The following is a 26,843-nucleotide window of genomic DNA, read 5'->3' on the forward strand; positions in this document are numbered from 1 at the left end:
CTTTGGATAGATAAAATTGAAAACATTTATGAATTTCATTAAACAAATTGAAGTAGCATTATCAGCTATAAATGACGCAAGATTTCAAGACCTAATAAATCATCTACTGCATATACAAGGCAATACATTTATTGGAGCACCTGGATCTGTAGTTGCAAAAGAAAAAACAAGTAAGGGAGCGCCGGATTCTTTCTTTGTAAAAGGTAGTAAATATGTTTTTGTTGAATGCACAACAAAAGATAAACTTGATGGTTCAAAAACATTCATAGATAAATTAAAAAAAGATATTGATCATTGTTTTGATAAAGATAAAACTAGTATAAAAAAAGAGGATGTTGAAAAGGTAATATTAGCATTTACCAGCAAGATTGATACTGATGAATTTAGTGAATTAAAAAAGAGAGTTAAAAGCCATAATCCAGATACAGAATTAGAAGTTTTTGATATTCAAAATCTACCATTACATATTTATGATTTCCCAGGTTTATCTGAGCAATATTTGGGTGTTGAAATTATCAAAGGTGAGATATATAATCTTCCAGACTTTTTAACTAAAACAACTAAAGGATTACAGCCTTCGTTGATCAACGATTTTATTGCACGAGAAGATGAACTTAAACAATCTTTAGATCATCTTAAAAATATCGATATTTTACTTCTATCAGGTTCTGCGGGAGTTGGGAAATCAAAATTGGCTGTAAAAATATTAGAAGATTCGAGAGAAGATTATATTCCAATAGTAATTCAAAGTTCTGCAGTACCACTTTGGAACGACTTTGTTCATTTGTTTCAAAACGGAAAGGATTATATTATTCTTTTTGATGATGCTAATAAATCAATACAAAACCTACTTTATTTATTAGATTTCATTCAGAAACCTAAAACAAACAAAATCAAAGTAGTAATTACCGTAAGAGATTATGTGAAACATCAAGTTTATCAAGAATTAAAAAATTTCAAATATAAAGAAGTTGTAATCGAAAAATTAAAAGATGAAGATATTGAAAAAATTATTCTCAAAGTTTTGCCTAATCTTCATCATCATTATGACATTAGAAAAAAAATAGTTGAATTGTCGAAAGGTAATGCAAGAGTAGCATTAATGGCGACATATTCAGTTACTCCGGATTCTGAAACTAATTATTTGGATAGTCCGGTATTGCTTTATGAAAAGTATTTTGAAAAAGTAGCAGATGAAATTGAAGCATTTACAAGACCAATTATATTTAAAACACTTGCAATCGTTTCCTTTTTTGGAGCATTAGACAGAAATAATGAAGAACTAAAAACAATACTAAAAAGTAATTTCAATATTGATTGGGATGAATTATGGGTTACTATTCTTGAATTACATCGACATGAAATTTTAGACGTGTATTCTGATGAGATTGTAAAAGTTTCGGATCAGGTGCTTGCTACATATGCTTTTTACAAATGCTTTATTGACAATGATACCGCAAGTATAATATATTCAGATTGGATATCTGCTTTTATTGAAAAATATCCGTCAAAAATTAAAAGCACTTTGGTAGATGTGAATAATACTTTTGGCTATAATGATATTAAAAATCTTGTAATACCACATTTGGAAAATATTATTTCAACTGAAGAAACTAACGAAAAACTATATTCTTTTTATACATTGTTTTGGTTTTATAAAGGTTACGATACTTTAATTTACTTAAAAAAGTGGATTGACGAATTACCAGTAGAAAACGTATCTGATGAACTTAAATTTTCATATGAACACAATGATCATACAAAAGCTTCCAAATATTTTGATTTGTTGATTAACTTTTGGAATCATCCAAATGAACTTTTGAAACCAGCAATTGAGTTATCTATCGAATTGGTAGCAAAACAACCGAAGAGACTACCTGAATTCCTTAAATTTATTCATGATCATTTCAGTTATAAAGTTGAAGACTTACATAATGGCTACCAAAGACAGAACATTCTATTAGAAATAATGTCAACTGAAAATCGTTCTCCCTTACATAAAGAAATTGCAAATGGAACATTTTTAAACATTGGAGAAACTCTGTTAGGTTGGCATTTTACAGAATTTGGATCAAAAGGTATTTCGATTAGTATTTTAAATTTTGATTTATACCATTCTCCACAATTACTGGAATTGAGAGCAAAAATATTTGATGGTCAATATAATCTATTTGAACAAGATAAAGAGCAGTCGGAAAAAATATTAAATAAAATTGTTTATCCTGGTGGGAAAATTGATGAACAAATATATATTGATGAATTGTCAATTTATGAAAAAATCATTTCACAAAAACTCTCTTCTGACCAATATTCACATTGCAAATTTGTAAGTCGATTAGCAAAGAAAATTTCTTCATTAGGAAATCCAATTCCAGATAATTGGAATCAATTCATTAATTCGGATATTATTAATCTCTCAAAACTTTTAAAAACAGATTTTCTTGAAGATAGAAATGGAAAATCTTGGCAAGAAAGAGAACAAGAAAAGCGTCAAAAAATACAGGATTATATTAAATCTAAAACATCGAATGAAATCAAGTCCTTGCTTTATTTTATAAATTCATTATTTCTTCAACAACAAGGAAGAGATCTTTGGGAAATTGAAGGAGGAATTTCAGAAATCTTTATTGGAATCGCTAATAAAGGAAAAAACGAAATAATTAAAGCACTAATACTTACTTTTAACAATGAGTTTTCCTTCCAATTTCAACCACGGATTATATACTTTATAATAAATAATAATATCTTAAGTGGTGAAGAATTATTGCAATTAATTATTAAAACAAATTTTAGAGACAAATCGTCATGCATTATTACATTGTTAGAATGCCTTCCAGATAATCAGGTAAGTACTAAGTTTTTGAAACTTTTAATTGAAACTTTTAAAAGCAATAATCAGATATACATTCATAAATTAACTGATTATTTAAAGTTTGAGTCTGAATTCAATAGTTATAAAATATCTAGTACCGAAAGTGGTATCAAAAAACACAATATAATTTCTTACTTAACTGAAATTATATTGAATAAACCAATAACACACCGATACAGTTTGGGACATCATTTCTGCAGAGATTGTGCTGTTTATTTTTTTAACCACATTTATTTACTTAAACAAGCTTTTATAAGCTTAAAAAAGATTGATCCACATTTTGATTATGATGGAAAAGAATTTGAAGCAGTTTTAAATTTAGATAGTAATTTTTTTATTGAATATTTGGAACAGAAAGTTGTTGATATGGATTATTTATCATTTCGATTTGAACATTTTAAACTTGAGTGCATTTGGTATTTACCAGACTATAAAGAAATAATTGATAAAGCTTTAGATATTATCATAGCAAAAGCACCTCCTTTTTCTAGTTTTGAACATCCGTCAGCAATTCTATTTAAGTTTGATAAAAATAATGATGAGATCCTAGAAAAAGCTCATTCCTATATTACTGGTTTCATTGATGTTTACTTTAAAGATCGACAAAGAATCATGATGATTATGAGCATTGCATTATATAGATTTCACCACAGATTTATCAGTTATTTGAAACATTTTTTGCTTTTAAATAAAGATTTAGAAATTTTCAAGTATATATGGTTAGAAACAACAGGAGTCACAACTGGTAGTCGGGTACCGTATATTCAGAAAGAAATTGATTTTTGCGGTGAGATTTCTTTAATGGTAAAAGCTTTACCTAATATTCTTAACTACGCAAATCATATAAAGTATTTGGAACAAAAAATTGTATGGTTGAAAAAGGATATTGAAGTTGAACAGAAAAGAGATTTCGAAGGGTATATGTAAAAAAAACAAACCCAATATAGAAAATAGCGAAGGTTACAATGTTTTTATATTAGAATTATCTATTGTTAGGAAGCGGAAACTTCATGCTCAAAGTTTAAACCTGGTTAGTTTATTTTACTTGATTTTTTTTTTGTAAGTGCAGCACTTCATTTTGAAGAGTTGCACTTTTTTTTGTAAGATATATTGATGGAAATATTTTTATTGTGTTAATTTATCGGTTTTTTTTGTTTGTTAGCGAAGTTTTTAATTATTTTTGAAGCAGTCAAATCTCAAACATTGTAAATGAATAATAGAATTACGCTACTAATTTTTACTGTATTTTTTTCGTTTTCTGCTTTTGCGGCTATTTCTAAGGCTGAAAAGGAAGTCTTGATAAAATTAAACCAGGCTACCAATGGAGCCAGATGGACTAATAAATGGGATCTTACCTTGCCAATGGAAAAATGGTATGGAGTAAAAGTGGTTGATGATAAAGTGGTTTCAATAAATCTGAAAAATAATAATTTAACTGGGCGCATTCCTGTCGAAATCACGACTTTACTCAATTTGCAGGAATTAAATTTGAGCACTAACTTATTGAATGGCGAAATTCCACTGAACATTGGCAACCTTAAAGCTTTGGAGGTATTAGATCTTTCATTCAATAAATTAACAGGCTATATTCCTGTTTCGATCTGTGCACTTTCCAATCTGCAGGTCTTGGTGCTTGATAGAAATATTCTATCTGGCGAATTGCCTCAGCACATTGGCAAACTGGCCGCTTTAGAAATTTTATCATTGTATGAAAACTCTTTTCAGGGGGCATTGCCAGTGTCTATATATGAGTTAAAATCCTTAAAATCACTTTCTTTATACAGCAATAGATTTACTGGAAAATTAAGTCCAGCTGTTGGGAATCTGGTGTCGTTGGAAAACTTAAATCTTTTTGATAATGATTTTAAAGGGTCAGTGCCATTAGAATTGGAAAAATTGACCCATCTTAAAAAAATGAATATTTCCTATAATTTATTTTCAGGCTTAGTGTCCAATAAATTATCACTGCTGGATAAACTGAATATGACTATGCGCAATGAAGCAGGAAATGTAGTCTCTTTGCCAGTAATTAAGGGGTAGCCAGTAACGGCAAAGCACAAAAAAGTTGTTTGTTTTATTACATTAGTTAGAAATCCCTGTAAATTCATACTTACAGGGTTTTTCGTTTTAAGTAAAAAATGTCAGTGGTTAAAATTTTGTAAACTTATATAATGTACAATGTTATAAATATGATAATTTATGGCCTATTATTATATCAGTTTCTTTTTTTTTTATAATTTTAGTAAGAATTCAACAGATATAGATGTTGATAGAATAAAATTTCGTTTAAAACATTTAATATTATAAAGTTATGTTAGTACAGTATCAAGGAGAGCAGAACGGCATTCCAACAACATTTACTATAAGAATCATTGGAAACAATTTATCTAAAAGCAGTTCCAATTACCAGATTGATTTATTGGCTGGAGATAAGCCATTGCCAATTTTTACAAGCATGATTCATCAAAGCCTGTCTAATTGCCTCAAAGAGGTTTATCTGTTTAGAAAGCACAACAATATTATTTTTGATGCTTCATCAGAGAAGGTAGCGCCAAAATTAGTTCCTTATGATCTGGTTTTATACAACTATAATAAATTTGCGTTGTTTATGGCATAATTTTTTTTCGAAGGTATATTGTTTAAAAGCGTTTATACGGCATAAAAAAGCTTCAGATTTTTTCTCTGAAGCTTTTTTACTTTTTTATATGCCTGGTGTTTTTCTATAAAAGCAGGATCAGCAGCAATATTATAATGATGATGGCTCCTATTGATAGATAGATTCCCTGATTTGAGGCTTTTAAATTTGCTTTGATTTCTTTAACTTCTTTACGGAGTTCTTTCTTTTCGGCACGGCTCATTTTGGATTTGTCCATTTTTTTAATTTCCTCAAGACGATTGAGCATATTTTTTACCTCTATTGGCATTTCCTTGGCTGCAGGTGTAACTTCAATAGAGCTGTTTTCGGAGGCAGCAGCTGTAGCGGGCAAAATACTTAACGACAATACCATCATCATTAAATAAAAATGTATTTTTTTCATATTGTTTTTTGTTAAATTATTTTAATTATTCCTACTGCAAATATTTTAAAATTATCAGACTAATGGGTTACACCATTCCAAATACTGCTTATATAATTTTCATGTTAAATTAAACTGTAATCTGCATAAAAAAAGACAGGAAATTTTAAAAAAATCCTGTCTTATCCGTTGTTTGTTTTATTATAAAATATTTCCTTACTTTCTTTTGGCCGATAAATTTTTGGCATCTTGTAAAAGCTCATCTTGATGATTGGTTATGTTTTTATACAGATTATCAAACTTTGCTTTTATTTCGCCTGCCAGATCATTTCCTTTTTCGGCTATTTTTTTTCTTGTTTTTTTGCCTTCTTCAGGAGCAAATAAAACACCAAGTAATGCTCCTGCGGCAATACCGCCCAGGATTCCTAATGCAAATTTACCTGTACTCATAATTTGTTCTGTTTTTTAAGATTAAACGTTTCTTCCTTGAATAAGTCTCAATAAAACAGCGACAACTGCTATAACAAGAAGTATGTGAATAATAGATCCAGCACTGTAGGCAAAAAAGCCAATTGCCCAGAAAATAACTAAAATAACTGCTATGGTATAAAGTAAATTGCTCATGATTTCTATTTTTTAGATTAATTTTTATTGTTTACGGTTATGTCTTTTAAAGCATTCCCCAGTTCGTCCATATCATGGTTAAATTCGCGCTTAAAGGATTGCCAGTCGGAGTCTGCATCATTTTTGTATGAATCTATTTTAATTTTGAGCTGCTCGTTTTTCTCTTTCAATTCATCTATTTTTTTATCATATGCAGCATCGGCAGCTTTTCCAGAATTTTTTATCTTTTGCTTTAATGCAGCAATTCTGGCGTCATTTTGTTCAATGGCCGCATTCATGTCATCTTTGAAGTTTTGCCATTCTTCTGCATTTGCCTGATGTTTAGCTTCTGATAATTCTTCTTTAGCTTCCTGGACATCTTCTTCAGCTTCTTGAACGTTTTCCTGAGCTGCAGTTTCTTCTTTGGTCGAAGGCCTGCAATTTATAAATAGGGTACATGCACTAAACATTGCCGTTGCGAGGATAAGGTTTGTTTTTTTCATTTTCGATAAGTTTTAGTTGGTAATATGCAGCTAAACTATTCTTGTGTTTTTACAGAACAGCCGTGCGATTTATGATAATAATTCTGTTCCACTTGATTTCTTATTTTATTGTAATCTAATGTGTTTTCACGATACTTAACAGCACTATTTAAAACAGTGTTCTGGTCGTGTTTTTTCATGATAGTTTCATTTCGTTTTGCTGTAAGTATCAGATTTGCCATAAAATTATTTTTTAAGTGTTTATAGTTGTAATGCATTACAAAGATGTATTCCTTTTAGAAAAAAAGTCTTACATGATTTTTTGCATAAATTATATGATTTCCATATATGTTATTGCAGGAGAGTCAGCTGCGTTATTTTTTCTTGATGGAATCTTCCTTTTTCTTCAATTCCTCTTCTTTTTTTTCTTCTTTCTTTTGAAGTTCCTCTTTCTTTTTTTTCTCTTCCTTTTCTTTTTTGTTGAAATACCCTTTTAATAAAAAGTTATGTTTTGCAGCCTCCATGTTTTCACTTAATCCTTTTGTGCCTGATTGAAGATTGGTCATAGTGGCATCCAGTTTTTTGGCAAATTCCTTATCATTCATCAGTTTAGACAGTGTGCCTTTTCCATTATTCATTTTGTAGGTAAACTGAGCCAGCTGGCCTGTAATAATCTCGGCATAATCCACGCTGGCTTTGACGCTTTTCATCAGTTGATCCATTTCTATTGGATTTGTAGATTTGATATAGGCATTGTTCTTAATGATTTCATGTGAAGAAGTTCCGGGGGAAATGGTCAGCACTTTGTCGCCCACTAATCCATCAGAACCGATGCTGGCACGGGCATCTGCCTTTATATATTTCTGGACTTCTTCTTCTATAGTCAATACTACTACCACTGTAGTGTCATTTTCCAATACAATTTCGCTGACCGTACCAACATTTATACCCGAGAACCGGACATTGTTCCCGATTTTTAAACCGCTTACTGTTTTGAATTTTGATTTCAGCTCAAAATTAGAGCCAAAGAGGTTTTGCTGTTTTCCAACAAAATAAATGATCAGGATAAAAAGTAATAATCCTCCCATTACAAACATTCCTAATTTCCAATTTGATTCGGCATCTTTATTCATGACTCAAGTTTTTATTGTTAAATAAAAAAGGAACGCACCCATTCGTCTTCGCTTTTTTCCAGTTCTTCATAGGTTCCTTCGGCTATAATTTCTCCTTCTTTCAGAATTAAAATTCTATTTCCGGTAATTCTTGCACAAGCCATATCATGTGTAATGATAATAGAGCTTGTTTTGTATTTTTTTTGTACATCAAGTATTAATTCGCTGATTTCTCTTGACGTTATTGTGTCTAAGCCCGATGTGGGTTCATCATACAAAATAATTTCAGGCTTGATAATCAGGGCTCTGGCCAATGCTATCCTTTTTTGCATGCCACCGGATAATTCGGCTGGCATTTTATCTATAGACTCCTTGAGTCCAACGCTTTCCAGTGCTTCCATAATTTCTTTTTCGATGGCTTCTTCAGATAAATTTCGGGTATGATGCTTCAGAGTAAATTTTAAATTCTGCCTAACCGACATAGAATCATACAGCGCACCATTTTGAAACATAAAACCAATTTTTACTCTGAGGTCATTAAGCTCGTCATATTCTAATTGGGTGATTTCCTTGCCGGCAATTTGTATGCTCCCTTTATCTGCTTTGACCAGACCAACGATACATTTGATAGTTACTGATTTTCCCGAACCGGACCGGCCAAGAATCACTAGATCTTCGCCTTTATTTAAGTTGAGGTTAATCCCCTTTAAAATAGTGTTTTCTCCAAATGATTTGTGTAAATCCTTGATGGCTATAATGGGTTTTGCTTCCATAGTTTCAGAAAAATAAATCAGTTATTTGAACAGCCAGCATATCAATAATAAATATAGAAAGAGAGGCCAGTACAACTGCTTCATTAGCGGCTACGCCCACACTGGCCGTACCGTTGGAAGCGTTAAAGCCTTTATAGCATCCTATTGCTCCTATAAAAAATCCGAAGAAAAATGTTTTGACAGTGGCAGGAAAAATGTCGAGATATTCTACACTTTCGACCATTTCGGAAAAGTAAAGGTAGAGGCTGATGTTGCCGTGAATATTATACCCGATATAACCTCCCAGTATCCCAATAAAATCTGCATAAAATACTAAAATTGGAATCATGCATGTTGTTGCCAGAATTCTAGTGACCACTAAATATTTATAAGGGTTGATAGCCGAAACTTCCATGGCATCTATCTGCTCGGTCACTTTCATGGAACCCAGCTCGGCTCCAATCCCTGAAGCTATTTTTCCAGCACAGATCAAAGCCGTAATTACGGGAGCAATCTCTCGGATTAACGATAAAGAGACCATGCTGGGCAGCCAGGATTCGGCGCCAAAACTCTGCAATGTGGGCCTCGACTGTATGGTAAGCACCAAACCCATTATAAATCCAGTGATGGTGATTAATGGCAGTGTTTTATACCCCACAGCATAGCACTGCCGGGCAAATTCCCTGAACTGGAAAACGGGTTTGAAAAGTTCTTTAAAGAACCTGAAGATAAACAGCGAAATAGTGCCTGTTTCCTCAAAAATATTTTTTAGGCAGGTAGTCAAAATAGTAGAGTTTTATATTTCAAATAGATTAAAATTGTTACTTTAATTACTTACGTTTTAAATCAATTGTAAATTTAAATGTATTGAAAATCAGATGCTTTATATAACTTTTATTATAATTTTCATTATTCACACCTTAATTTTCAAGGCTTCATAAATCATCATAATAAAAAATGGCTGTCCGCTAAGACAGCCATTTTCAGACCAAAAACTAACCACTTTTTACTAAAAAACTATGCTAAATATCTCCTGATTACCCAGGCAATTGTTTCGTGCTGCTGCAGTATTCCTGTCAATAAATCGGCTGTGCCGGCATCGTGATTTTCATCGGCAGACAAATCGATGTCTTTTCGCAATTCGCTGATGACCGTTTCGTGATCCGCCAGCAATTCCGAAAGCATGGTTTTTTGATCAGGATATTTATTTGGGTTCTCCTTAACTCTGGACAGTTTTGTAAACTCATCCATAGTGCCGATTGTTTTGCCACCCAATTTGCCGATCCGTTCGGCAACTAAATCAATGATTTCTTCCAGTTCAGTGTATTGCTCTTCAAATAATTTATGCAGTTCCATGAAACTTTCCCCTGAAACGTTCCAGTGAAATTTTCTGGTTTTTACGTACAATGTCATTTCATCGGATAATACAACTGAAAGCAGGCTGTTTGCTTTTTTTAAATTATCTTCGGTAATTCCAATTTTTGGTATCATACTTTGTTTTTGCAATAGTTTAAAAAAAAATATCAATGCTATTTGTTAGGACCAAAAAAATATTTTCAGGTGAGTTGCTTCTTCTCTTGACTAAACAACATTGATTATTTTTTGAAATTAAATGTCAATAACCCCCATTATTCTTATTAATTTCTATAAAGTAAATTTCTATAAAACAGATTGTTAATTGCTTATATAATTTTCAGAATAAGTTATATAATTTCTAGTTATTATGCTCTTATGTAAGAAATGCTGTTATGGATTTTGAATCCTGGCTTCATTTTGCTTGCTTTAGGCATAATAGCAATCTCTTTATTTTTCTGTATTTTACGGATAAGATATTTTTCGACGGTAAGCCTTGCCATCAGATAGCTCACAGTAGATTCTGCTCCTTGATTTAAATTGATATAATCTTCCTCTAGGCCATCATAGCAGCCTCCGGTACACGGATTGTATATTATCTGGTTCAGATGATTATTTCCTAAAAACCAGCTGAAGCCAATCTCCATTTTATGCAGATAATCTTTTTCCCCGAAAACCGTATAAAATTTACTAAGTGCCAGTATGGTATAAGCTACATCAATAGGCTGTTCGCCTCCTATAGGCTCTTGATCGGGTTCCTGTCCATTGATGAGCCATCCTTTATTGGAAATGACTTTTATGGTATGGTTGTTTTTATAAATTTTAGATAATAAAAAGTCAAATGATTTTTTTGCAATCGTTTTATAGCTTTCATCTCCTGTGGCTAGATAAGCACATAGCATGGCTTCGGGCAGAATGCTGTTGGCATATGTAAGATAGCTTTCAAACCATAGCCAGTTTTCTTTGGATTCATGTTTGTACATCTGTGCCAGCTTGTCGGCAAAGTGCTTTATCATGCTGCTGTTTTGAGCCGTATTATTTTTCAGATTACTGTAATAGATTCCTTTTATAATAAAAGCCATGGCTCGGGTAGAGTGTATTCTATTCATATTTATCAATGCTGTCTGCATTGTCAATACCGCTTTTTCATATAAATCTGAGGGCAGAAGGTCTCCGATAGAAATAAGATATCCCAAAGCCCAGATAGCTCTTCCATTGGCATCGGCAAGATTTTCGCTGTTCTGTTTTGTGAAATTGATATCATCATCTACATAATTTAGGAAATAGCCGTCTGACTGAAAGCAGAATCGTATAAAATTGAAATATTTGTGAATGTATTCTAAATCGGCAGTGTCATTTGTCAATTCAAAATGCTGGCACATAGCCACCAGGGCACGGGCATTATCATCCAAAGTGTAGCCCGAGTCTATATCTGGCTGATTGATTTTTGAAAACTGGATCATCCCAAATGAAGTCGTCATTTTTTTGAAATGATTAAGATTGATTTTTGGAATTCTATAATGCAGATGCATTTTTTTTGCAGCTGTTTTTTTGAAAAGCATAGCATGGGCAAGAGCGGCATTCTCCCAAACCGTTGGAGCCAGTTTATGAATACCTTTGGAAGCTATATTTTTTCGTAATTGTTCATCTCCCAATAAATTAATTACATTTTCGGCTAATTGCTCAGGGTTTTCAAAATCTACAATAATTCCTGTACCGTTTTTCAAGACCTCCATCGCATGCGGAATTGGAGTCGAAATAATAGGACAGCCACAGCTTATCGCATAGGAGAAAGTCCCGCTTACAGCCTGATTTCTGTCTTTGGATGTAAAAAGATAAATATCGGTCAGCTGCAGATATTCCAGCAGAGCATTTAATGGAAGATATTTATCTACAAACTGCACGTTATTTTGTAATTGCAGCTGGCTGATTTTTTCTTTCAGGAAATCTCTATATTTTTCGCCTTCATGTTTTACAATACTTGGATGTGTTTTTCCGATAATTAAAAATAATACATCTGGCTCCTCTTTTACAATGCTTTGCAAAGCGTCCAATGAGGTTTCTATGCATTTTCCAGGACCTAAAAGTCCAAAAGTTGAAATAATTTTTCGGCCTGGAATATTATACTTTTCTTTAAGTTCTTCTTTGTCCGCATGCTCTACTAAGTGCGTTCCATGAGGGATAACTGTAATTTTTTCCTGAGCAACGTTATAGTCACTTTCCAGTAATCGGGCAGAATTATTAGTCATCACAATGAAGGCATCCACTAAGGGATCAATGTCAAGAACATGCTGTCTTAATTTTTCGTCTGGACGTGGCAGTACAGTGTGGCAAACCAGAATTATGGGTTTGCTGACAGCTTTTAAAAAAGAAATAAAATCTTCTTCATTTCCTCTAAATAAACCAAATTCATGCTGAATCAGAACGATTTCGATGGTTTTGTCCCTGTTGATTTTTTTGGCCAGATCGGCGTATGAATTTTGATTGTCGGTTTCTAAAATGGCATATAGGTCTTCTGCATACGTGTGCTTTTCATTTTGCAGTTCCAAAGCGGCAATTTTTATATCAAAAGATTTTTTAAATTGCTTGTTCAATGCCATAATCAAATCTTGAGAATAAGTTGCAATACCACATTCTCTCGGTGGAAAAGTGGTAATAAATAAGATTTCGGGCAAATGGCTTTCTTTTTTTTGAAAATCTGCTAAATTGTTTGAGCCCAGAATGAGATCTTTTTTTGTCGTGGTGTATAGGTGAATGTTTTTCATTGGTGTATAAGTTTTCTATTGGTGTATAAGTGTTCAATTATTTTTATATAATAGTATTTCCTGCAGTAATAGAGGCAAGTTCATTGATGCGCAGCCAATTCTCTCATCTGCAGCACCATAGTAGACATATAAAATGTCATCAAAAACTACGGCGCCAGTCGGGAAGCATACATTGTTTACGTCGCCTTTCAATTCCCAGCTTTCCTCGGGCTTAAATAACGGGTATGGCAGCCGGGCAATTTCTTTCATCGGATTTTCAATATCAAACAAAGCTACACAAGCTGAATAGACATAGCCATTTATAGAAACTTGTACTCCATGATATAGGATAAGCCAGCCTAGTTCAGTTTCTATTGGCGGGCAGCCGCCTCCCACATAGCTTATTTCATGATCATAGTGTGGTGTAAATAATATATTGTCCTTGAAATTGCTTAAATAATTATTCCAGAATTCTTCAGTGAGCTCCTCCAGAGATTCAACACCAGATACTAATTGTATTTCGGGCTTGATGCGATGCAGAAAACAAAACTTTCCATTTATTTTTCTTGGAAAAAATATAATATCCTTATCCCATAGCATTATTTTTATCCCCTCTTTTTCGATAATATTATTGTGCTGGTTGTAACGATAATATTTTTCGTCCAATTCATTATTGGTATCTGCTAAGGCATCAAATTCTTCATATTCAATTTGAGGAACTATAATTCCTTGTTTTTTAAAATTAATTAAGTCCTCCGAAACCGCTAAGGCTCCCAGGGCATTTACACCATCATAAGCTGTATATGTCAAATAATATAAATCTTCGATTTTTACTATTCTGGGATCTTCAATTCCGTTTCGTTCGTAATCAAATTCAGGCGAAATCAGAGGCGTTTTCATGCGCTCTTCTATTTCTAAAGGCCCTATTAATCTGCAATATCCAATGCTGGAATAATTTCCTCTGCTTACAGCTCTGTAAAACAGATGTACAAAATCTCCTTCTCTGACAGCAGCTGGATTGAGGACTCCCTCGTTTTCAAAATCCAGTTTTGTCTGCTGAAGAATTACTCCATGTTTTTGCACTTCTATCATAATTTCACTTCCTGATTTTAATCTCTATTAAGGAATTATAAAGATCATTTTTTATCAAGTCGTAGCTCTTATATTACTTTTGCAAAAAGTTATAACATTCACACTTTGTGTATTTTAATAAAAGAAATTTGCTCATTATAATTGGGGATACAATTGGCGGTTTATTTCAAAAAATGTTCTTCAAGTTACAAATAAAAACAGTATGATTGATGTATAAATGGTTAATATTTAATTAATTAACAATGTATAAGTGATTAATTTGCATAAAAAAACCTCCATAATAGCAGAGGTTTTAAAATCATTGAAGTATTTTATCATTCTCCGCGTCATTCATTATCTTCTGATAATGTTTTTTCCTCCGGAGTCTATCTTGTTTTAATTCTGGCTGTAATATTTTTTCTTAAACCAGAAGGCTAGATTTACCAATGCTATTAACGCAGGAACTTCGACCAAAGGACCAATTACGCCTGCAAATGCCTGACCGCTGTTGATGCCAAAAACACCTATGGAAACCGCAATCGCTAATTCGAAATTATTGCCTGTAGCGGTAAATGCTATTGCCGTTGATTTTGAATAATCGGCACCAAAATATTTTCCTGCAAAAAAACTGGCCACAAACATTATTATAAAATAAATAACCAATGGGATTGCTATTCTTATGACATCCATTGGAATTTGTACAATAAGTTCGCCTTTAAGGCTAAACATTATCAGTATGGTAAAAAGTAAGGCAATCAGTGTTATTGGTGAAATTACGGGAACATATCTGTTTTGAAACCATTCTTCGCCTTTTAATCTGATTAACGCATATCTGCTGATAATGCCCATTGCAAAAGGGATACCCAAATAAATGCCAACACTTTCGGCAATCTGCCCTATGCTGATATTTACTTCAAAGCCTTTATAGCCAAAATAGGGCGGGAGTATTGTAATGAATACATAAGCATAAATACTGTAAAATAAAACCTGAAAAATACTGTTCAAAGCGATTAATCCAGCTCCGTACTCTCGATTTCCTTCTGCCAAATCATTCCAGACCACCACCATTGCGATGCATCGGGCTAAACCAATCAGGATTACTCCAATCATATATTCGGGATAACCGTTTAGGAACAGCAAGGCTAGTGCAAACATTAAGATGGGACCAATTATCCAATTTAAAAATAACGAAGTACCGAGGATTTTGGTGTTCTTGAAAACTTCTCCCATCTTTTCATATTTTACTTTTGCCAATGGCGGATACATCATCAGGATTAATCCAATTGCCAAAGGAATATTGGTTGTTCCGCTCGAAAATGAATTGATGAAACCACCGCTTGACGGAACGAAATAACCAATAGAAACTCCTATTGCCATTGCAAGGAATATCCATAGCGTTAAAAAACGATCTAGAAATCCTAATTTTTTTCTTTCCAATGCTGGAGTACAATTATCTGCTGACATACTTATTGCTTGATTTGTGAAAAAACATAAAACATCTCGGCTGCAATCTGCAAACTTCTTTCTTTGTATTTTTCAGCCTGCTGTGGTGTGTTATCAAATGCTTTTGGATCTTCAAAAGTTATCGGAATCCTTATTTCTGCTCCAGCAATAAACGGACAGCCGCCATCAGCTTGCGAACAGGTCATAATAGCTGCAAATTCAGCGGCGGGGTTAAAATCATCATCATATTTTTTTGAAAACCCGATAACAGGATGTGAATTTTCAGCATATTTTATGGCGTAAACAGGATTGCTGGTTTCGGCGATTATTTCGATTTTGAAGCCTTGATTCCCCAGAGTTTTGGCAGCCATTGGAAACAGGGCTGTGGCTTCAGTTCCGCCAGAGTAGCAAAAAACATTCCTTATGTTGAAATAAGCCGATGCTGCCTGTGCCCATACCTGCGATAAGTGGCTTCTTCTGGAATTGTGCGTGCAGATCAGATTAAGCCTGATTTCCTTTTGATCGTTTACTTTGGCTTGAATGAATGCTATAAGAGGCTGTAAAACTGCTTTACGTTCTAATGTAATTTCTTCTATTTTTAAACCCTTAATTGTTTTTTCCAGTTCTGGAAATAAAGTGGATTTTGGTGATGTCATTTTTATATCATTTTAAATTTCAGCAGCATTTTTCCGTTGTTGAGCAGCAGGATCCATTACTCATTTCAGATAGATTTATTTTTTGTTTTTCAGATGGAATACCACAGGAATCCTGTGCCAGACAGGCAGTTTTTTTGTTTTTAAGGATAAAGTTTTTTCCGTCGAAAGCCAGATCATATTTACCAATGGTACCACTTTGATATTCCACTTCGATTTCAGAATCTTCAATACCCAGTTTGTCTTCCGAAAGTTTAATAATGTGCAATAATTTATTCGGTTTCAGACGATGATTAAAATCATTGGCATCCCAAAGCTGAAAGTTTACCACTTTTTCGTTTCGGACAACGCCACCGCAATCAATAAAGTTTTTGGTAATGATTCCCACTTCGGTAACGTGGAAATGTTCGGGTACATAAGTCCCATCTTCCAATTGAAATCCAACATTTTCCAATGCTGGCAAAATTTCTTTGATTTTTGATAATTTCATAATGCTTATTATTTATTGATTTAATGCAATATTGCGATATACTTTGTCAAAAAAAAGCTTTAATAATTTATGTGCTACCTTTTATTCAATAAATATTTGTCACACAATCCGTAATTGTTTATCTCGTAATTCATACCTCGTAATTCATACCTCGTAATTCGTAATTAACCATTAGCAGCATTTTGATTTTGAAATAGTATGTGTAATATTTGAAAAATAAAGGTTTAAAATGGCTATTGTTTTTTCGTCAATACAATAGCAGATTGAATTTCCAGTAATGTTTCCTTTGATGATGCCGGCGTTTTTTAGTTCTTTCAAATGTTGAGAAACGGTAGGCTGGGCGAGAGGAAGCTCATTGACAATATCGCCACAGATGCATTCATTGACTTTTAGCAAATATTCGATTATTGCAATTCTTGCCGGATGTCCCAATGCTTTTGCGATTGAAGCAATCTGGTTTTGCGCATCGGTGAAATGTTCTGTTTTAGTAGCTCCCATTTTGTATATTTTTATATTGCAATATTACGATATTGTTTTTTAAATAACAAAAAAAATTGTCTTATGATGTAAAATATTTGGAAGGGATATTTGCTGCAAGCCGAATTTATTAACAGTTCATAAATAGTGATTTGCATCCAGCGGCTTTTATTTATCAGATAATAATCTTAACCATTAAATAGATGGCAATCTGGGGGAAATTGCCTTCTGTAATCGAATTGGTATTAAAAAATCGAGAGTACGGTTATTGTTTATTTATTCAGGCGCTGATGTGGATTGTTTCAATGTATCCTGGATTAATATGTTGTGCGGCTGCAAAAGAACGCTTTATTCTAAGCAGTAATTCATTGGGATTAAAAGGTTTTGAAACAAAATCATCGGCACCCAGGCTGAAGGCTTTTAGGACTGTGCCCTCTTCTTCGCCTAACGATGAAACTACTATTATTGGAATGTTTTCAAAACGTTCTTTTGTAAAACCAATTATTTCTAATCCTGAACGAAAAGGAAGCATAATATCTGTAATAATCAGATCAGGAATTAATACTGGAATTTTTTCTATGGCTTCCAGGCCATCTTTGCAGCATGTAACTTGGTATCCTTCTTTTTTTAGGATGCACTCCAGGATTTTGGCTATTAATACGTTGTCTTCTGCTATTAATATTTTTAAATCTGCATTTTTCATCTTTTCAGGAATTAGGTTAATGTTTTGGATTTGGGGCCTGCTTTCTTTAGTCAGCAGTTTTTTTTAGCATTATTCTGATACAAATGTATTTTTATTAAATAGGTATCATTCTGCTTTTTAGACTATTGAACTTGCTATGTCGACCAATGGTAATTTACTTTAGATGTACTGGTTATCGAACTATTTCAATGGTAATTCAGCTATAGATCAATAGCTGTTGTGAGATGATGAATGAAGCAGGGAAGCAATCTGTATTCGGGAATATGTGTTGATTTTTAAAGCATTAAAATCAAAAAAAACACTGTTGACTGTCGCGTACAGTTTTGTATAGTGCATAAAAAAAGCTCCCAGTGGTAAGGAGCTTTTAAATTAACAATTGTTTTTGGTCATAATTGCAGAATTGCGGGGGTCAATGCAATTATTACAGTACAAATATCTATCAATTTTTAATATGTTCTTTTCATTATTAGGTAACGGGTCAATTGCTGTAGATGAATGGGCTTTTATAATCGATAACTTGTAACAGTCTGTTTATTAATCTCCAGCAGTATAGTTTATAAAAAAAGCTCCCTGTGGCGAGGAGCTTTTAAAATTAACTAAAATTGTTTTTGGATTATAATTGAATAGGATTGGCTATTGCAATTATTACAGTACAAAGATCTATTACTTTTAGCATACTATTTACATAATTAGATAACTGGCCAATTGCTATAGATGAATAGACTCAGGAAATCGATAAACAGTATAATGACACACCATGTAATAGTTCTTGGAATGAATTGGCAATCATGTTTTTAAATAAGTGACTGTTTTTAAGGAGCAAAAAGGCATATTTCTATGAAGAGTCCAATAGATTAAATGAATGATTGTTAATTTTAATATTTCTGTTTAACGATCAATAAATACCATTCAGCTACAGTTATATACCGCTTATCGAAGATTGACTCTTTTATAGCCAAGCTATACTTAAATTTGGGAAGTAAATTTTTTATACATAAAAACTGCCATGTCAAAGTCATTAAATATATTATTAATAGAAGACGATGCTATAGAAGTTATGAAATTTAACAGGGTTTTAAAAAACCTCGAGCAAGTTCATAAAATAATAGAAGCCAATAATGGCGAAGAAGCACTTGAAATACTAAAAAATAAAATAATTATTCCAGATATAATTGTTCTTGATCTCAATATGCCAAAAATTAACGGAATAGAATTTTTGAGTATTCTCAAAGCTGATGATGTATTAAAGTATATACCGGCTATCGTTCTCACAACATCTAACAACCATAGAGATTTGTTAGAGTTTTATAGAATTGGTATTGCAGGATACATGCTCAAGCCTTTAAAATATGAGGAGTATGTTGATAAAGTAAAAAAGATGATTGAATATTGGAGTGCAAATGAGTTAATTTCTCAATAAAAAGAGATGTACGGTATAGTTTATAAGGCAGTTGAAGAGTATGTACTGGATAATTTTGATCAGCGGACATGGGATGAAATTAAACCTGGGGACTGTAATATTATCGATCAGCCTTATAATGATTGTATAACATTTGAAATAGCAAAGAAATTATCAAATCTCTCCCATTTTTCAATAAATAAAATACTTTTTCATTTTGGAGAATACATAGTAAAAATATCTCGTGAGAAATATCTGTTAATTAAAGAGTCACGAGAGGGGCATTTAAAAGATTATTTATTAAATTTACCTAGCTTTCATAACCGGATGTTGTTAATTTACCCAAAACTGACTCCTCCTGAATTCAAAGTTACTGCTGTAAATGATACTATTTTAATGTTGCATTATTACACAAGTACGCCCGGAATGAAAGAATATATAAGAGGGTATCTTAACGGACTGGTAAACGCATTTGAAAATAAAGTAGTAATTGAACATGTTATATCTAAGCAGCTAAACAGATTTGAGGATGTGTTTAAAATAAGCTGGTAATATATGGATTCAATTAATTTTACTGCTGAAAGGTTGAATGAAATTTTTCCTTTTTACATTTTGTTTGATCAGCAGATGAGCATTTCTTCTTATGGGAAAAGCTTAAAGAAAGTTTTTCCTTTTATAAAAAAACAGACAAAGCTTTCGGACTGCTTTACATCCAAAAGGCCATTCATGGAAAAGATGGATACCAAAACAATATCCGAAAACTTAAATCAGCTGGTAATTTTAGAAAGCATACTAAATGCAGAACCGTTAATCCGCGGACAATTTGCAGCAATAGATAATTATTTTTTATTTATCGGATCTCCTTGGCTGACATCGGTAGAAGATGTAAAAAAAAATAACCTCACCATATCTGACTTTGCCGATTTTGATCCGCAGCTGGATCTGCTTCAGATACTGAAATCGCAAGAAGTAAAAAATCAGGAGCTTAATGAATTACTGGAAATTAACAACAAGCAGAGAGAAGCACTTAATAAGGATGGTGAAGAGCTTAACCGTCTCTCGTTAGTAGCAAGCGCCAATAAAAATGCCATTGTTTTTACGCATCCTGATGGGAAAATATTTTGGTGCAATGAATCATATCATAAAATAACAGGATTTACAAAGGAAGATATTATTGGAAAATCTCCTATTGAGGTGGGCAGGACGGCAAACACAAACAAAGGAGCTATGAAAAAAATGACTACTCTTTTCCTTAAGGGAGAATCATTTGACATAGAAATCACGCATGGACGTAAAGACGGGACATATTTCTGGACCCGTACAAAAGGACAGCCTGTTTATAATGAAAACGGTGAGCTCCTGCAGTATTTTGCCGTCATTGAAGACATGACTGATGAAAAAACGAAAGAAGAACAACTTGTTTTATTATCGCTCATCGCTGAAAAAAATATAAATTCAGTTATTATTTGTGATAGTGAAGGCAGAACAGAATGGGTCAATTCAAGTTTTACTGACATGTCTGGATATGAATTGGAAGAACTTATCGGATTGAAACCCGGCAAATTATTGCAAGGCGAAGAAAGTAATCCTGAGACAGTGCTGTATTTAAGCGAGCAGATCAAAAAAGGAGAACCATTCAGCTGTGAAATCATTAATTATTCTAAAACGGGAAAAAAATATTGGGTCAAGATCCAGGGACAGGCATTATATAATGAATGGGGCGAAATTTCCTGTTTTTTTGCTATTCAAGAGGATATCACTTCACGAAAAATACTCGAGGATCAAAAGGAACAGCTTTTGGTCAGCTTGGAAAAAAGCAATAATAACCTCGAAGAATATGCCCAGATTGTATCTCACGATCTTAAATCGCCATTAAGAAGTATAAACTCATTAATTTATTGGCTAAAAGAAGAGAATCAAGCCAATCTGGGAGAACAGTCTATGCAATATCTGGATATGATAGAAGGCAAGATTGAAAAGATGGACCGGCTTATACAAGGCATATTGACCTATTCTAAAATAAATACCGAAAATACTGAAACAGCACAATTAGTTAACACACTCGAGGTGGTTCAGAATATTGTAAATACAATTGATATTCCAAAAAATGTAAACATAGCTATATCGGATAAAATGCCTGTGATTCTTGCAGATAAGTTCCGGATCCAGCAATTGTTTCAGAATTTAATAGGGAATGCAGTCAGTTATTGCGACAAACCCCTGGGTTTAGTGGAAGTAAATGCAGAAGAATCGGAATCCCATTACATATTTTCTGTAAAAGACAATGGCCCAGGTATCGCCGAAGAACATTTTGAAAAAATCTTCATGACATTTCAATCGCTTGCGAGCAGTGAAAAATCAACAGGATTGGGCTTGTCTATAGTAAAAAAAATAGTAGAATATTATAATGGAAAAATCTGGATTGAAAGTGAGTTAGGAAATGGTACCATATTTTATGTACAGCTAAATAAATAAAGTTATGAAAATAGTGCAGGCTTTTAAAAAAGAGAATCTGGATTGGAATTATCTTACAGAGAAAATTACCTTGAAGAATCCATTAGTACTGGTATTTGCAAACCGATTGCTGCTTGAAGATGAAGCTTTTGTAAAAGATATTAAAAAAGAATTTCCCTATGAACATATTATTTATGGATCTACAGCAGGAGAAATTGCTGGTACAAATGTTCTGGATAATTCTGCTGCAGTAACGGCTGTTGAATTTGAAAAAAGCAGTTTCGTAATTAAAAGGGGAAATATTTTAGACTTTGAAAAAGATGCCGTTGCTCTTGGCAAAAGCCTGTACTCAAATATGCCAAAAGAGAATCTGAAACATCTTTTTGTGCTTTCAGAAGGCAGCTTTATTAACGGCAGTTCTTTAATAAACGGACTGGAAGAAGCTATCGATTCGAGCGTATCTATAACGGGCGGTATGTGTGGCGATGATGCAAAATTCGAGAAAACCCTTGCTTCTTATAATGAAAATCCAAAAGAAGGCGAAGTGGTATTAATTGGTTTTTATGGCGATACATTAGAAATCAGTTTTGCCAGTTATGGCGGGTGGCAGCCGTTTGGCCCTGAAAGAATAATTACGCGTTCCGAAGGAAATATTCTGTATGAGATAGATGGGCATCCAGCATTAGAACTATATAAAAAATATCTGGGAGAAAAAGCTAATGAGCTTCCACAAGCCTCGCTTTTATACCCATTAAATGTAACTCCTCCTGAAAAAGAAGATGCTCTTGTAAGAACAATTCTTAATATTGACAGTCACAATCAATCAATGATTCTTGCTGGAGATGTACCACTGAACTCCAGAGTACAGCTGATGATGGCATCGGTAGACGGCATTGCCAATGGAGCTAATTTAGCCGCTCAGGATGCGATGCGGAATCGAAAAACAAAACCCGATCTGGCTATACTTATAAGCTGTGTGGGACGAAAACTGGTAATGGATCAGCGGGTAGAAGAGGAATTGGAAGAGGTAAAAGCGGTGGTAGATAACCAGACAGTTTTAACCGGGTTTTATTCCTACGGAGAAATGGCACCTTTTTTTGGGAGTACAACTTGCCAATTACACAATCAGACAATGACTTTAACACTTGTTAGCGAATAATGAACTCCTTACTAGAAAGACAAATAGCAAAGCACCTGGGAGGTAAAATTCCTGACGGATTAGAAAATTTCCTGAATGCAATAAACAATTCATATATAAATTATGATGAACAAAGTGCATTGCTGCAGAGAGCAATGAAATTAAGTTCGGATGAGTTATTTGAAGCAAACGAAAAACTGAGGGAAGAAGCTCGAAACCTTACCGATGTAAACAAGAACCTGGAATTTATATTGAGCTCCATGAATCTTGATGTAAATGACTATTCCGATAAAAAATTTAATGCAACCGATTATATAAAAAAGCAATCGGAGGAAATTATTAAAATCAATAAGCAGCGGGAAGAACTCCTTAAAAACCTGGAATTGCAAAATCAGGAGCTAAATGATTACGCGCATGCAGTTTCTCATGATCTAAAAGCGCCTCTAAGAAGTATAAATACGCTAATTGAATGGTATATTGCCGACAACAAAGAAAAACTCAGTGCTGATAATCTGGATTCGTTAAACCTTATTTTGCTCAATGTCGAAAAAATGGATCTGCTTATTAAAGGAATTCTGGATTACTCATCTATTGATAAGCTGCAGTCCGAAAATAGAATGATTGATTTTAACGTGCTTTTAGACGAAATAATCAGGACAGCACTGCTTCCAAAAAACTTCGAAATAAAAGTAAATGGCAAACTGCCTAAGCTCTTTGGGAATTATTATAGATTTAGACAGCTTTTCGAAAATTTAATCAATAACAGTATCAAGTATAACGATAAAGACAAAGGATTTGTAGAAATAGGATGTGGCTTAAATGATGACAGCCTATGGGAATTTTATGTAAAAGATAATGGAGTGGGCATAGAGGAAGCTTATCTCGCCAAAATATTTAATATTTTTACTAAGCTTGACAATTCGGATACATCATCGGGAATAGGGCTTTCGATCGTAAAAAAAATTATTCAGTTTTATAACGGAAAAATATGGGTGGAGAGTACAGTAAATGAAGGCGCCACCTTTTTCTTTACTCTTGATGTGAATGGAAAAGCCAAATCTTAACTATATTAATAGTCTTTCGGGAAATGATGATGTTTTTAAACAGAAAATTATCAATACCTTCAAAAAAGAGCTGCCCAAGGAAATAGACGAATATTCCAGTCAAATGGAAAAGGGATGTTTTCTCGAAGCCTCAGAAATTATTCATAAGATTAAACATAAAATTAGTATAATGGGAATGGAAAAAAGTTATTATCTTGCTGAAGAGTTCGAGTTTGACTTAAAAAACCAATCGGCAGGCTTTAATGAAGCGTTAAAAGCAGCGTTTGATAAAATACTTGCTGCCATGTTGCATTATGCTGATTCATTATAACTAAATCATATGAATTGTATTGTAATAGACGATGAAGCATTGGCAAGGACTATTATTGGCCAGATGATTAAAAAACATGCTGATTTGAATTTTATAGACGAATTTCAAAATGCGATGGAAGCTATAAAGTTTCTTAATCAAAGCACCGTCCCGATAGACATTATTTTCTTGGATATCCACATGCCCGGATTTACTGGTTTCGACTTTATTCAAACGATAAAAAACCCGCCTTTAGTTATTCTGATAACCTCAGATAGGAATTTTGCTATCGAAGCATTCGAGTACAAGTGTATTGTTGATTATCTGGTAAAACCAATCACTGAAGAGCGTTTTCTGAAGGCAGTAAATAAAATTGAAGCCCAAAAAAATATACTCCCTTCGTATGCAGTACCAGCAGATGCCCAGCCAGTCCAACCCAATGATACGGCTTCAGAATTTTATATAAATATAGACCGGAGGCTCATAAAAATAAATATGGCATCGATAAATGTAATCGAAGCCAAAGGAGATTATATCCTGATAAAAACCGAAGACAAAAATTATACAGTACATTCTACACTAAAAAAAATAGAAGATAAACTTCCCGCATCTTCTTTTTTAAAAGTGCATCGAACCTACATAATTAACATAAAAAAAATTATCGATATAGAAGATAACAGTGTTTTAATCGCAAAAGAGGTAATCCCCGTAAGCAGGTCTAATAGGCCAGAACTTATGAAAAGGCTCAATATGCTTTAAAAAGTCTTTTTTGCTTTGAAGTCATTTTGCAGTTTTTAACGCATTCAAATCTGAATTGATTTTTTCCATTTTAAGTTTTGAGTGATTGATTAAAAATCGATTTGCGTTAATTAAAGAGAAATCAGATATCTCTGAAGCCTCTTTAATTAATTTTCCTGTTGATTAAGTGCGGTTTATGTAATCAAGCATAATTTTTTATCTGCTTAATAATTTCTATACAGCGGTTTTCAAATACAGTTTCCCCAGCAGGAACAGCAACTGATTCGAATAATTTCATTAAATCCTCAGAATGATTAGCTGCTTTTTTTGCCAGAAGATTGTAGTGAATGAATTTTATCCAGAGCAGTGCTTTGAGTTCCGTTTCATCTTCGTTCCACATTTTCATTTCTACGAGTAGTGCATTGTCTGTATATTGGATTAATTGAGATTCAATAACAACAGTTTCCATGGTAAAAGCGGGTTTCAGATAACTGATCTGATTGGAAGCGACTACCCAGCTTAACCCGGTTTTTTTCATAAGCTGAAAGATGTCCAGGTTATAATGTTTTTCGATCTGGTCTTCGCGGGCATTTATGAAATATTCAAGATATTTCGAATTGTTCAGATGATTAAATGGATCGCAATCCTGAAATCTGATTTTTCTTTTTGTCTTTAATACTTTTTCCATTCTAAATTAAATTAACACATACCAATCGGTATGTGAAGGGTTAAAAAATTTTACTTTGTTATTTTTTGAATCAGGATGCCATCAGCAAAATCCATTGCATTGATAATATAGCTGTTGTCATTGTGTGTAAATGATAAAAGTGAGCTGCCTTCCATCAGAGACAAAATGACTTGGGCATATTTATTTACATCAGTATCTGGATTGATTTCATCATTGGCAATTCCTTCATTGAGAATTTCAGTTAATCCAGTAATAAATTTTTGCGATAATCTCACTGCAGCCTGAAATAGCAAAGGATTTAAAAATTTGGTATCAACAGATACTCGTAACATGGGACAGCCGCCTAAATCTTTAACCAGATCATAATATGAGCGGTGATAGCTGGTTATTGTCTTTAGTTTATTGATAGCGCCTTCTTTCGAGGCTATTAGTTTAAAAAGAGGAATTATGGCGATATTTATATTATGCCGAAAGGCCTGCAATGCCAAATCTTCCTTATTGGAAAAATTACAGTAAATCGCACCCTTGGTTAGACCAGTAGCCTTTGTAATATCCGATAAACTGGTCCCGATGTATCCCTGCCGGTTAAAAACTGGAGCTACTTTATCCAATATAAATTCTGCAGTGTTCATTATTTTGTTTTATTACTAAGACAAATATAGAAATAAATACCGATTGGTATGCAAGAGTTATGTTTTTTATTTTGAAAAAGGAATACACGTAAAATAGAAGGATTGTGAAATCTCGTTTTTAATCATAAAAAAAAGCTCCAGATTTCTCTGAAGCTTTGCTTTAGTAGCCCGTAGCGGAATCGAACCGCTCTTACATGGATGAAAACCATGCGTCCTAACCGATAGACGAACGGGCCTCTTTTTTCTATGCGGGTGCAAAAATGCAACTATTTTTATAATACACAATAAGATGATAAAGATTTTTTTATAGTTATTTTAAATGACTTAAAAGTCAGTAATTTAAAAAGATCAGAAAATTAAAATTGCAGTAATAAATATCCGATCTGCGAAGTTTGCTTTGAAATGCAGTGCCAACATGTATACAAAAATACGTCCATAAATTTAAATGTATAAAAAAAACCACCAACTTTCGTTGATGGCTTTCTAGTAGCGGGAACAGGACTCGAACCTGTGACCTTCGGGTTATGAGCCCGACGAGCTGCCTACTGCTCTATCCCGCGATGTGCGTTTTGTAATCTCAATAAGGCTACCTTAGTAGCGGGAACAGGACTCGAACCTGTGACCTTCGGGTTATGAGCCCGACGAGCTGCCTACTGCTCTATCCCGCGA

General features: G+C 33.5%; 28 protein-coding genes and 3 tRNA genes. 10 read left to right on the forward strand and 21 right to left on the reverse strand.

The features are described 5' to 3' along the window. Positions 1-28: 28 nt before the first annotated feature. The 3 genes from ABEG11_RS03420 (at position 29) to ABEG11_RS03430 (ending at position 5,489) form a co-directional block, all read left to right on the forward strand. On the forward strand, positions 29-3,799 hold the full coding sequence (locus tag ABEG11_RS03420) for an nSTAND3 domain-containing NTPase (protein WP_348822792.1): 3,771 nt from the start codon (positions 29-31) through the stop codon (positions 3,797-3,799). Between the two features lie 282 nt (positions 3,800-4,081). Next, a complete protein-coding gene (locus ABEG11_RS03425) occupies positions 4,082-4,912 on the forward strand; it encodes a leucine-rich repeat domain-containing protein (RefSeq protein ID WP_348822793.1) in 831 nt (276 codons plus the stop codon). 271 nt (positions 4,913-5,183) lie between these two features. Then, positions 5,184-5,489 (forward strand): hypothetical protein, encoded by a 306-nt coding sequence (locus ABEG11_RS03430; protein ID WP_348822794.1) that lies wholly within the window; start codon positions 5,184-5,186, stop codon positions 5,487-5,489. A 103-nt stretch (positions 5,490-5,592) separates the two neighbouring features. Here the strand turns inward: ABEG11_RS03430 and ABEG11_RS03435 are convergent, their stop codons facing one another. From ABEG11_RS03435 to ABEG11_RS03510, 16 genes are all read right to left on the reverse strand, one after another. Beyond that, positions 5,593-5,910, reverse strand: coding sequence for a hypothetical protein (locus ABEG11_RS03435; RefSeq protein ID WP_348822795.1), 318 nt, complete (start codon positions 5,908-5,910; stop codon positions 5,593-5,595). 195 nt (positions 5,911-6,105) lie between these two features. After that, complete coding sequence (locus ABEG11_RS03440) at positions 6,106-6,339, reverse strand: YtxH domain-containing protein (protein WP_348822796.1); 234 nt, start codon at positions 6,337-6,339, stop codon at positions 6,106-6,108. A gap of 21 nt (positions 6,340-6,360) precedes the next feature. After that, a complete protein-coding gene (locus ABEG11_RS03445) occupies positions 6,361-6,513 on the reverse strand; it encodes a lmo0937 family membrane protein (RefSeq protein WP_348822797.1) in 153 nt (50 codons plus the stop codon). Positions 6,514-6,530: 17 nt separating this feature from the next. Next, complete coding sequence (locus tag ABEG11_RS03450) at positions 6,531-6,995, reverse strand: sll1863 family stress response protein (RefSeq protein ID WP_348822798.1); 465 nt, start codon at positions 6,993-6,995, stop codon at positions 6,531-6,533. Between the two features lie 35 nt (positions 6,996-7,030). After that, entirely contained in the window at positions 7,031-7,216 is a 186-nt protein-coding gene (locus ABEG11_RS03455; protein WP_348822799.1) for a hypothetical protein, read from the reverse strand. A 132-nt stretch (positions 7,217-7,348) separates the two neighbouring features. Beyond that, positions 7,349-8,107: an MlaD family protein gene (locus tag ABEG11_RS03460; protein ID WP_348822800.1), complete on the reverse strand. Its 759-nt coding sequence runs from the start codon at positions 8,105-8,107 to the stop codon at positions 7,349-7,351. 17 nt (positions 8,108-8,124) lie between these two features. Further along, complete coding sequence (locus ABEG11_RS03465; protein WP_348822801.1) at positions 8,125-8,859, reverse strand: ABC transporter ATP-binding protein; 735 nt, start codon at positions 8,857-8,859, stop codon at positions 8,125-8,127. A 4-nt stretch (positions 8,860-8,863) separates the two neighbouring features. After that, positions 8,864-9,622 carry an MlaE family ABC transporter permease gene (locus ABEG11_RS03470; protein WP_348822802.1) on the reverse strand — a complete coding sequence of 253 codons (759 nt, stop codon included), beginning with the start codon at positions 9,620-9,622 and terminating at the stop codon, positions 8,864-8,866. A 233-nt stretch (positions 9,623-9,855) separates the two neighbouring features. Then, complete coding sequence (locus ABEG11_RS03475; protein WP_348822803.1) at positions 9,856-10,329, reverse strand: Dps family protein; 474 nt, start codon at positions 10,327-10,329, stop codon at positions 9,856-9,858. Positions 10,330-10,559: 230 nt separating this feature from the next. Continuing rightward, the gene (locus ABEG11_RS03480) at positions 10,560-12,956 is read right to left on the reverse strand and encodes a glycosyltransferase (protein ID WP_348822804.1); all 2,397 of its coding nucleotides are present in this window, start codon (positions 12,954-12,956) and stop codon (positions 10,560-10,562) included. Between the two features lie 33 nt (positions 12,957-12,989). Continuing rightward, positions 12,990-14,027 carry a glycoside hydrolase family 130 protein gene (locus ABEG11_RS03485; protein WP_348822805.1) on the reverse strand — a complete coding sequence of 346 codons (1,038 nt, stop codon included), beginning with the start codon at positions 14,025-14,027 and terminating at the stop codon, positions 12,990-12,992. A 375-nt stretch (positions 14,028-14,402) separates the two neighbouring features. Beyond that, complete coding sequence (arsB, locus tag ABEG11_RS03490; RefSeq protein WP_348822806.1) at positions 14,403-15,470, reverse strand: ACR3 family arsenite efflux transporter; 1,068 nt, start codon at positions 15,468-15,470, stop codon at positions 14,403-14,405. A gap of 2 nt (positions 15,471-15,472) precedes the next feature. Then, on the reverse strand, positions 15,473-16,105 hold the full coding sequence (locus tag ABEG11_RS03495) for an arsenate-mycothiol transferase ArsC (protein WP_348822807.1): 633 nt from the start codon (positions 16,103-16,105) through the stop codon (positions 15,473-15,475). A gap of 19 nt (positions 16,106-16,124) precedes the next feature. Beyond that, on the reverse strand, positions 16,125-16,592 hold the full coding sequence (locus ABEG11_RS03500) for a DUF6428 family protein (RefSeq protein ID WP_348822808.1): 468 nt from the start codon (positions 16,590-16,592) through the stop codon (positions 16,125-16,127). Between the two features lie 171 nt (positions 16,593-16,763). Then, positions 16,764-17,090 carry an ArsR/SmtB family transcription factor gene (locus tag ABEG11_RS03505; protein WP_348822809.1) on the reverse strand — a complete coding sequence of 109 codons (327 nt, stop codon included), beginning with the start codon at positions 17,088-17,090 and terminating at the stop codon, positions 16,764-16,766. A gap of 259 nt (positions 17,091-17,349) precedes the next feature. Beyond that, a complete protein-coding gene (locus tag ABEG11_RS03510; RefSeq protein ID WP_348822810.1) occupies positions 17,350-17,772 on the reverse strand; it encodes a response regulator transcription factor in 423 nt (140 codons plus the stop codon). Between the two features lie 1,006 nt (positions 17,773-18,778). Between ABEG11_RS03510 and ABEG11_RS03515 the strand changes: the two genes are divergently transcribed. Genes ABEG11_RS03515 through ABEG11_RS03545 form a run of 7 tightly spaced genes read left to right on the forward strand, consistent with a single transcriptional unit; the run spans position 18,779 to position 24,875 of the window. After that, positions 18,779-19,192, forward strand: coding sequence for a response regulator (locus tag ABEG11_RS03515; protein ID WP_348822811.1), 414 nt, complete (start codon positions 18,779-18,781; stop codon positions 19,190-19,192). Positions 19,193-19,198: 6 nt separating this feature from the next. Continuing rightward, entirely contained in the window at positions 19,199-19,723 is a 525-nt protein-coding gene (locus tag ABEG11_RS03520; RefSeq protein WP_348822812.1) for a heme NO-binding domain-containing protein, read from the forward strand. 3 nt (positions 19,724-19,726) lie between these two features. Continuing rightward, on the forward strand, positions 19,727-21,646 hold the full coding sequence (locus tag ABEG11_RS03525; protein WP_348822813.1) for a PAS domain S-box protein: 1,920 nt from the start codon (positions 19,727-19,729) through the stop codon (positions 21,644-21,646). Positions 21,647-21,650: 4 nt separating this feature from the next. Next, positions 21,651-22,784 (forward strand): FIST signal transduction protein, encoded by a 1,134-nt coding sequence (locus ABEG11_RS03530; RefSeq protein WP_348822814.1) that lies wholly within the window; start codon positions 21,651-21,653, stop codon positions 22,782-22,784. Continuing rightward, entirely contained in the window at positions 22,784-23,827 is a 1,044-nt protein-coding gene (locus ABEG11_RS03535) for a sensor histidine kinase (RefSeq protein ID WP_348822815.1), read from the forward strand. The genes ABEG11_RS03530 and ABEG11_RS03535 overlap by 1 nt, the downstream gene beginning before the upstream one ends. Beyond that, positions 23,808-24,137, forward strand: coding sequence for an Hpt domain-containing protein (locus ABEG11_RS03540; RefSeq protein ID WP_348822816.1), 330 nt, complete (start codon positions 23,808-23,810; stop codon positions 24,135-24,137). Before ABEG11_RS03535 ends, ABEG11_RS03540 begins: the two co-directional genes overlap by 20 nt. Before the next feature lie 9 nt (positions 24,138-24,146). After that, positions 24,147-24,875 (forward strand): LytR/AlgR family response regulator transcription factor, encoded by a 729-nt coding sequence (locus ABEG11_RS03545; RefSeq protein ID WP_348822817.1) that lies wholly within the window; start codon positions 24,147-24,149, stop codon positions 24,873-24,875. A 181-nt stretch (positions 24,876-25,056) separates the two neighbouring features. Here ABEG11_RS03545 and ABEG11_RS03550 read toward each other — a convergent pair whose 3' ends face one another. The 5 genes from ABEG11_RS03550 to ABEG11_RS03570 form a co-directional block, all read right to left on the reverse strand. Then, the gene (locus tag ABEG11_RS03550) at positions 25,057-25,542 is read right to left on the reverse strand and encodes an acyl-CoA thioesterase (protein ID WP_348822818.1); all 486 of its coding nucleotides are present in this window, start codon (positions 25,540-25,542) and stop codon (positions 25,057-25,059) included. Positions 25,543-25,592: 50 nt separating this feature from the next. Further along, positions 25,593-26,174, reverse strand: coding sequence for a TetR/AcrR family transcriptional regulator (locus ABEG11_RS03555; RefSeq protein WP_348822819.1), 582 nt, complete (start codon positions 26,172-26,174; stop codon positions 25,593-25,595). 164 nt (positions 26,175-26,338) lie between these two features. Then, a tRNA-Glu gene (locus tag ABEG11_RS03560) sits at positions 26,339-26,410 on the reverse strand. Between the two features lie 251 nt (positions 26,411-26,661). Beyond that, positions 26,662-26,734 (reverse strand) — tRNA-Met (locus ABEG11_RS03565). A 35-nt stretch (positions 26,735-26,769) separates the two neighbouring features. Then, positions 26,770-26,842 (reverse strand) — tRNA-Met (locus ABEG11_RS03570). Position 26,843 lies beyond the last annotated feature (1 nt).

Origin of the sequence: Flavobacterium aestuarii (assembly GCF_040049115.1) — a bacterium.
Lineage (GTDB): Bacteria > Bacteroidota > Bacteroidia > Flavobacteriales > Flavobacteriaceae > Flavobacterium > Flavobacterium aestuarii.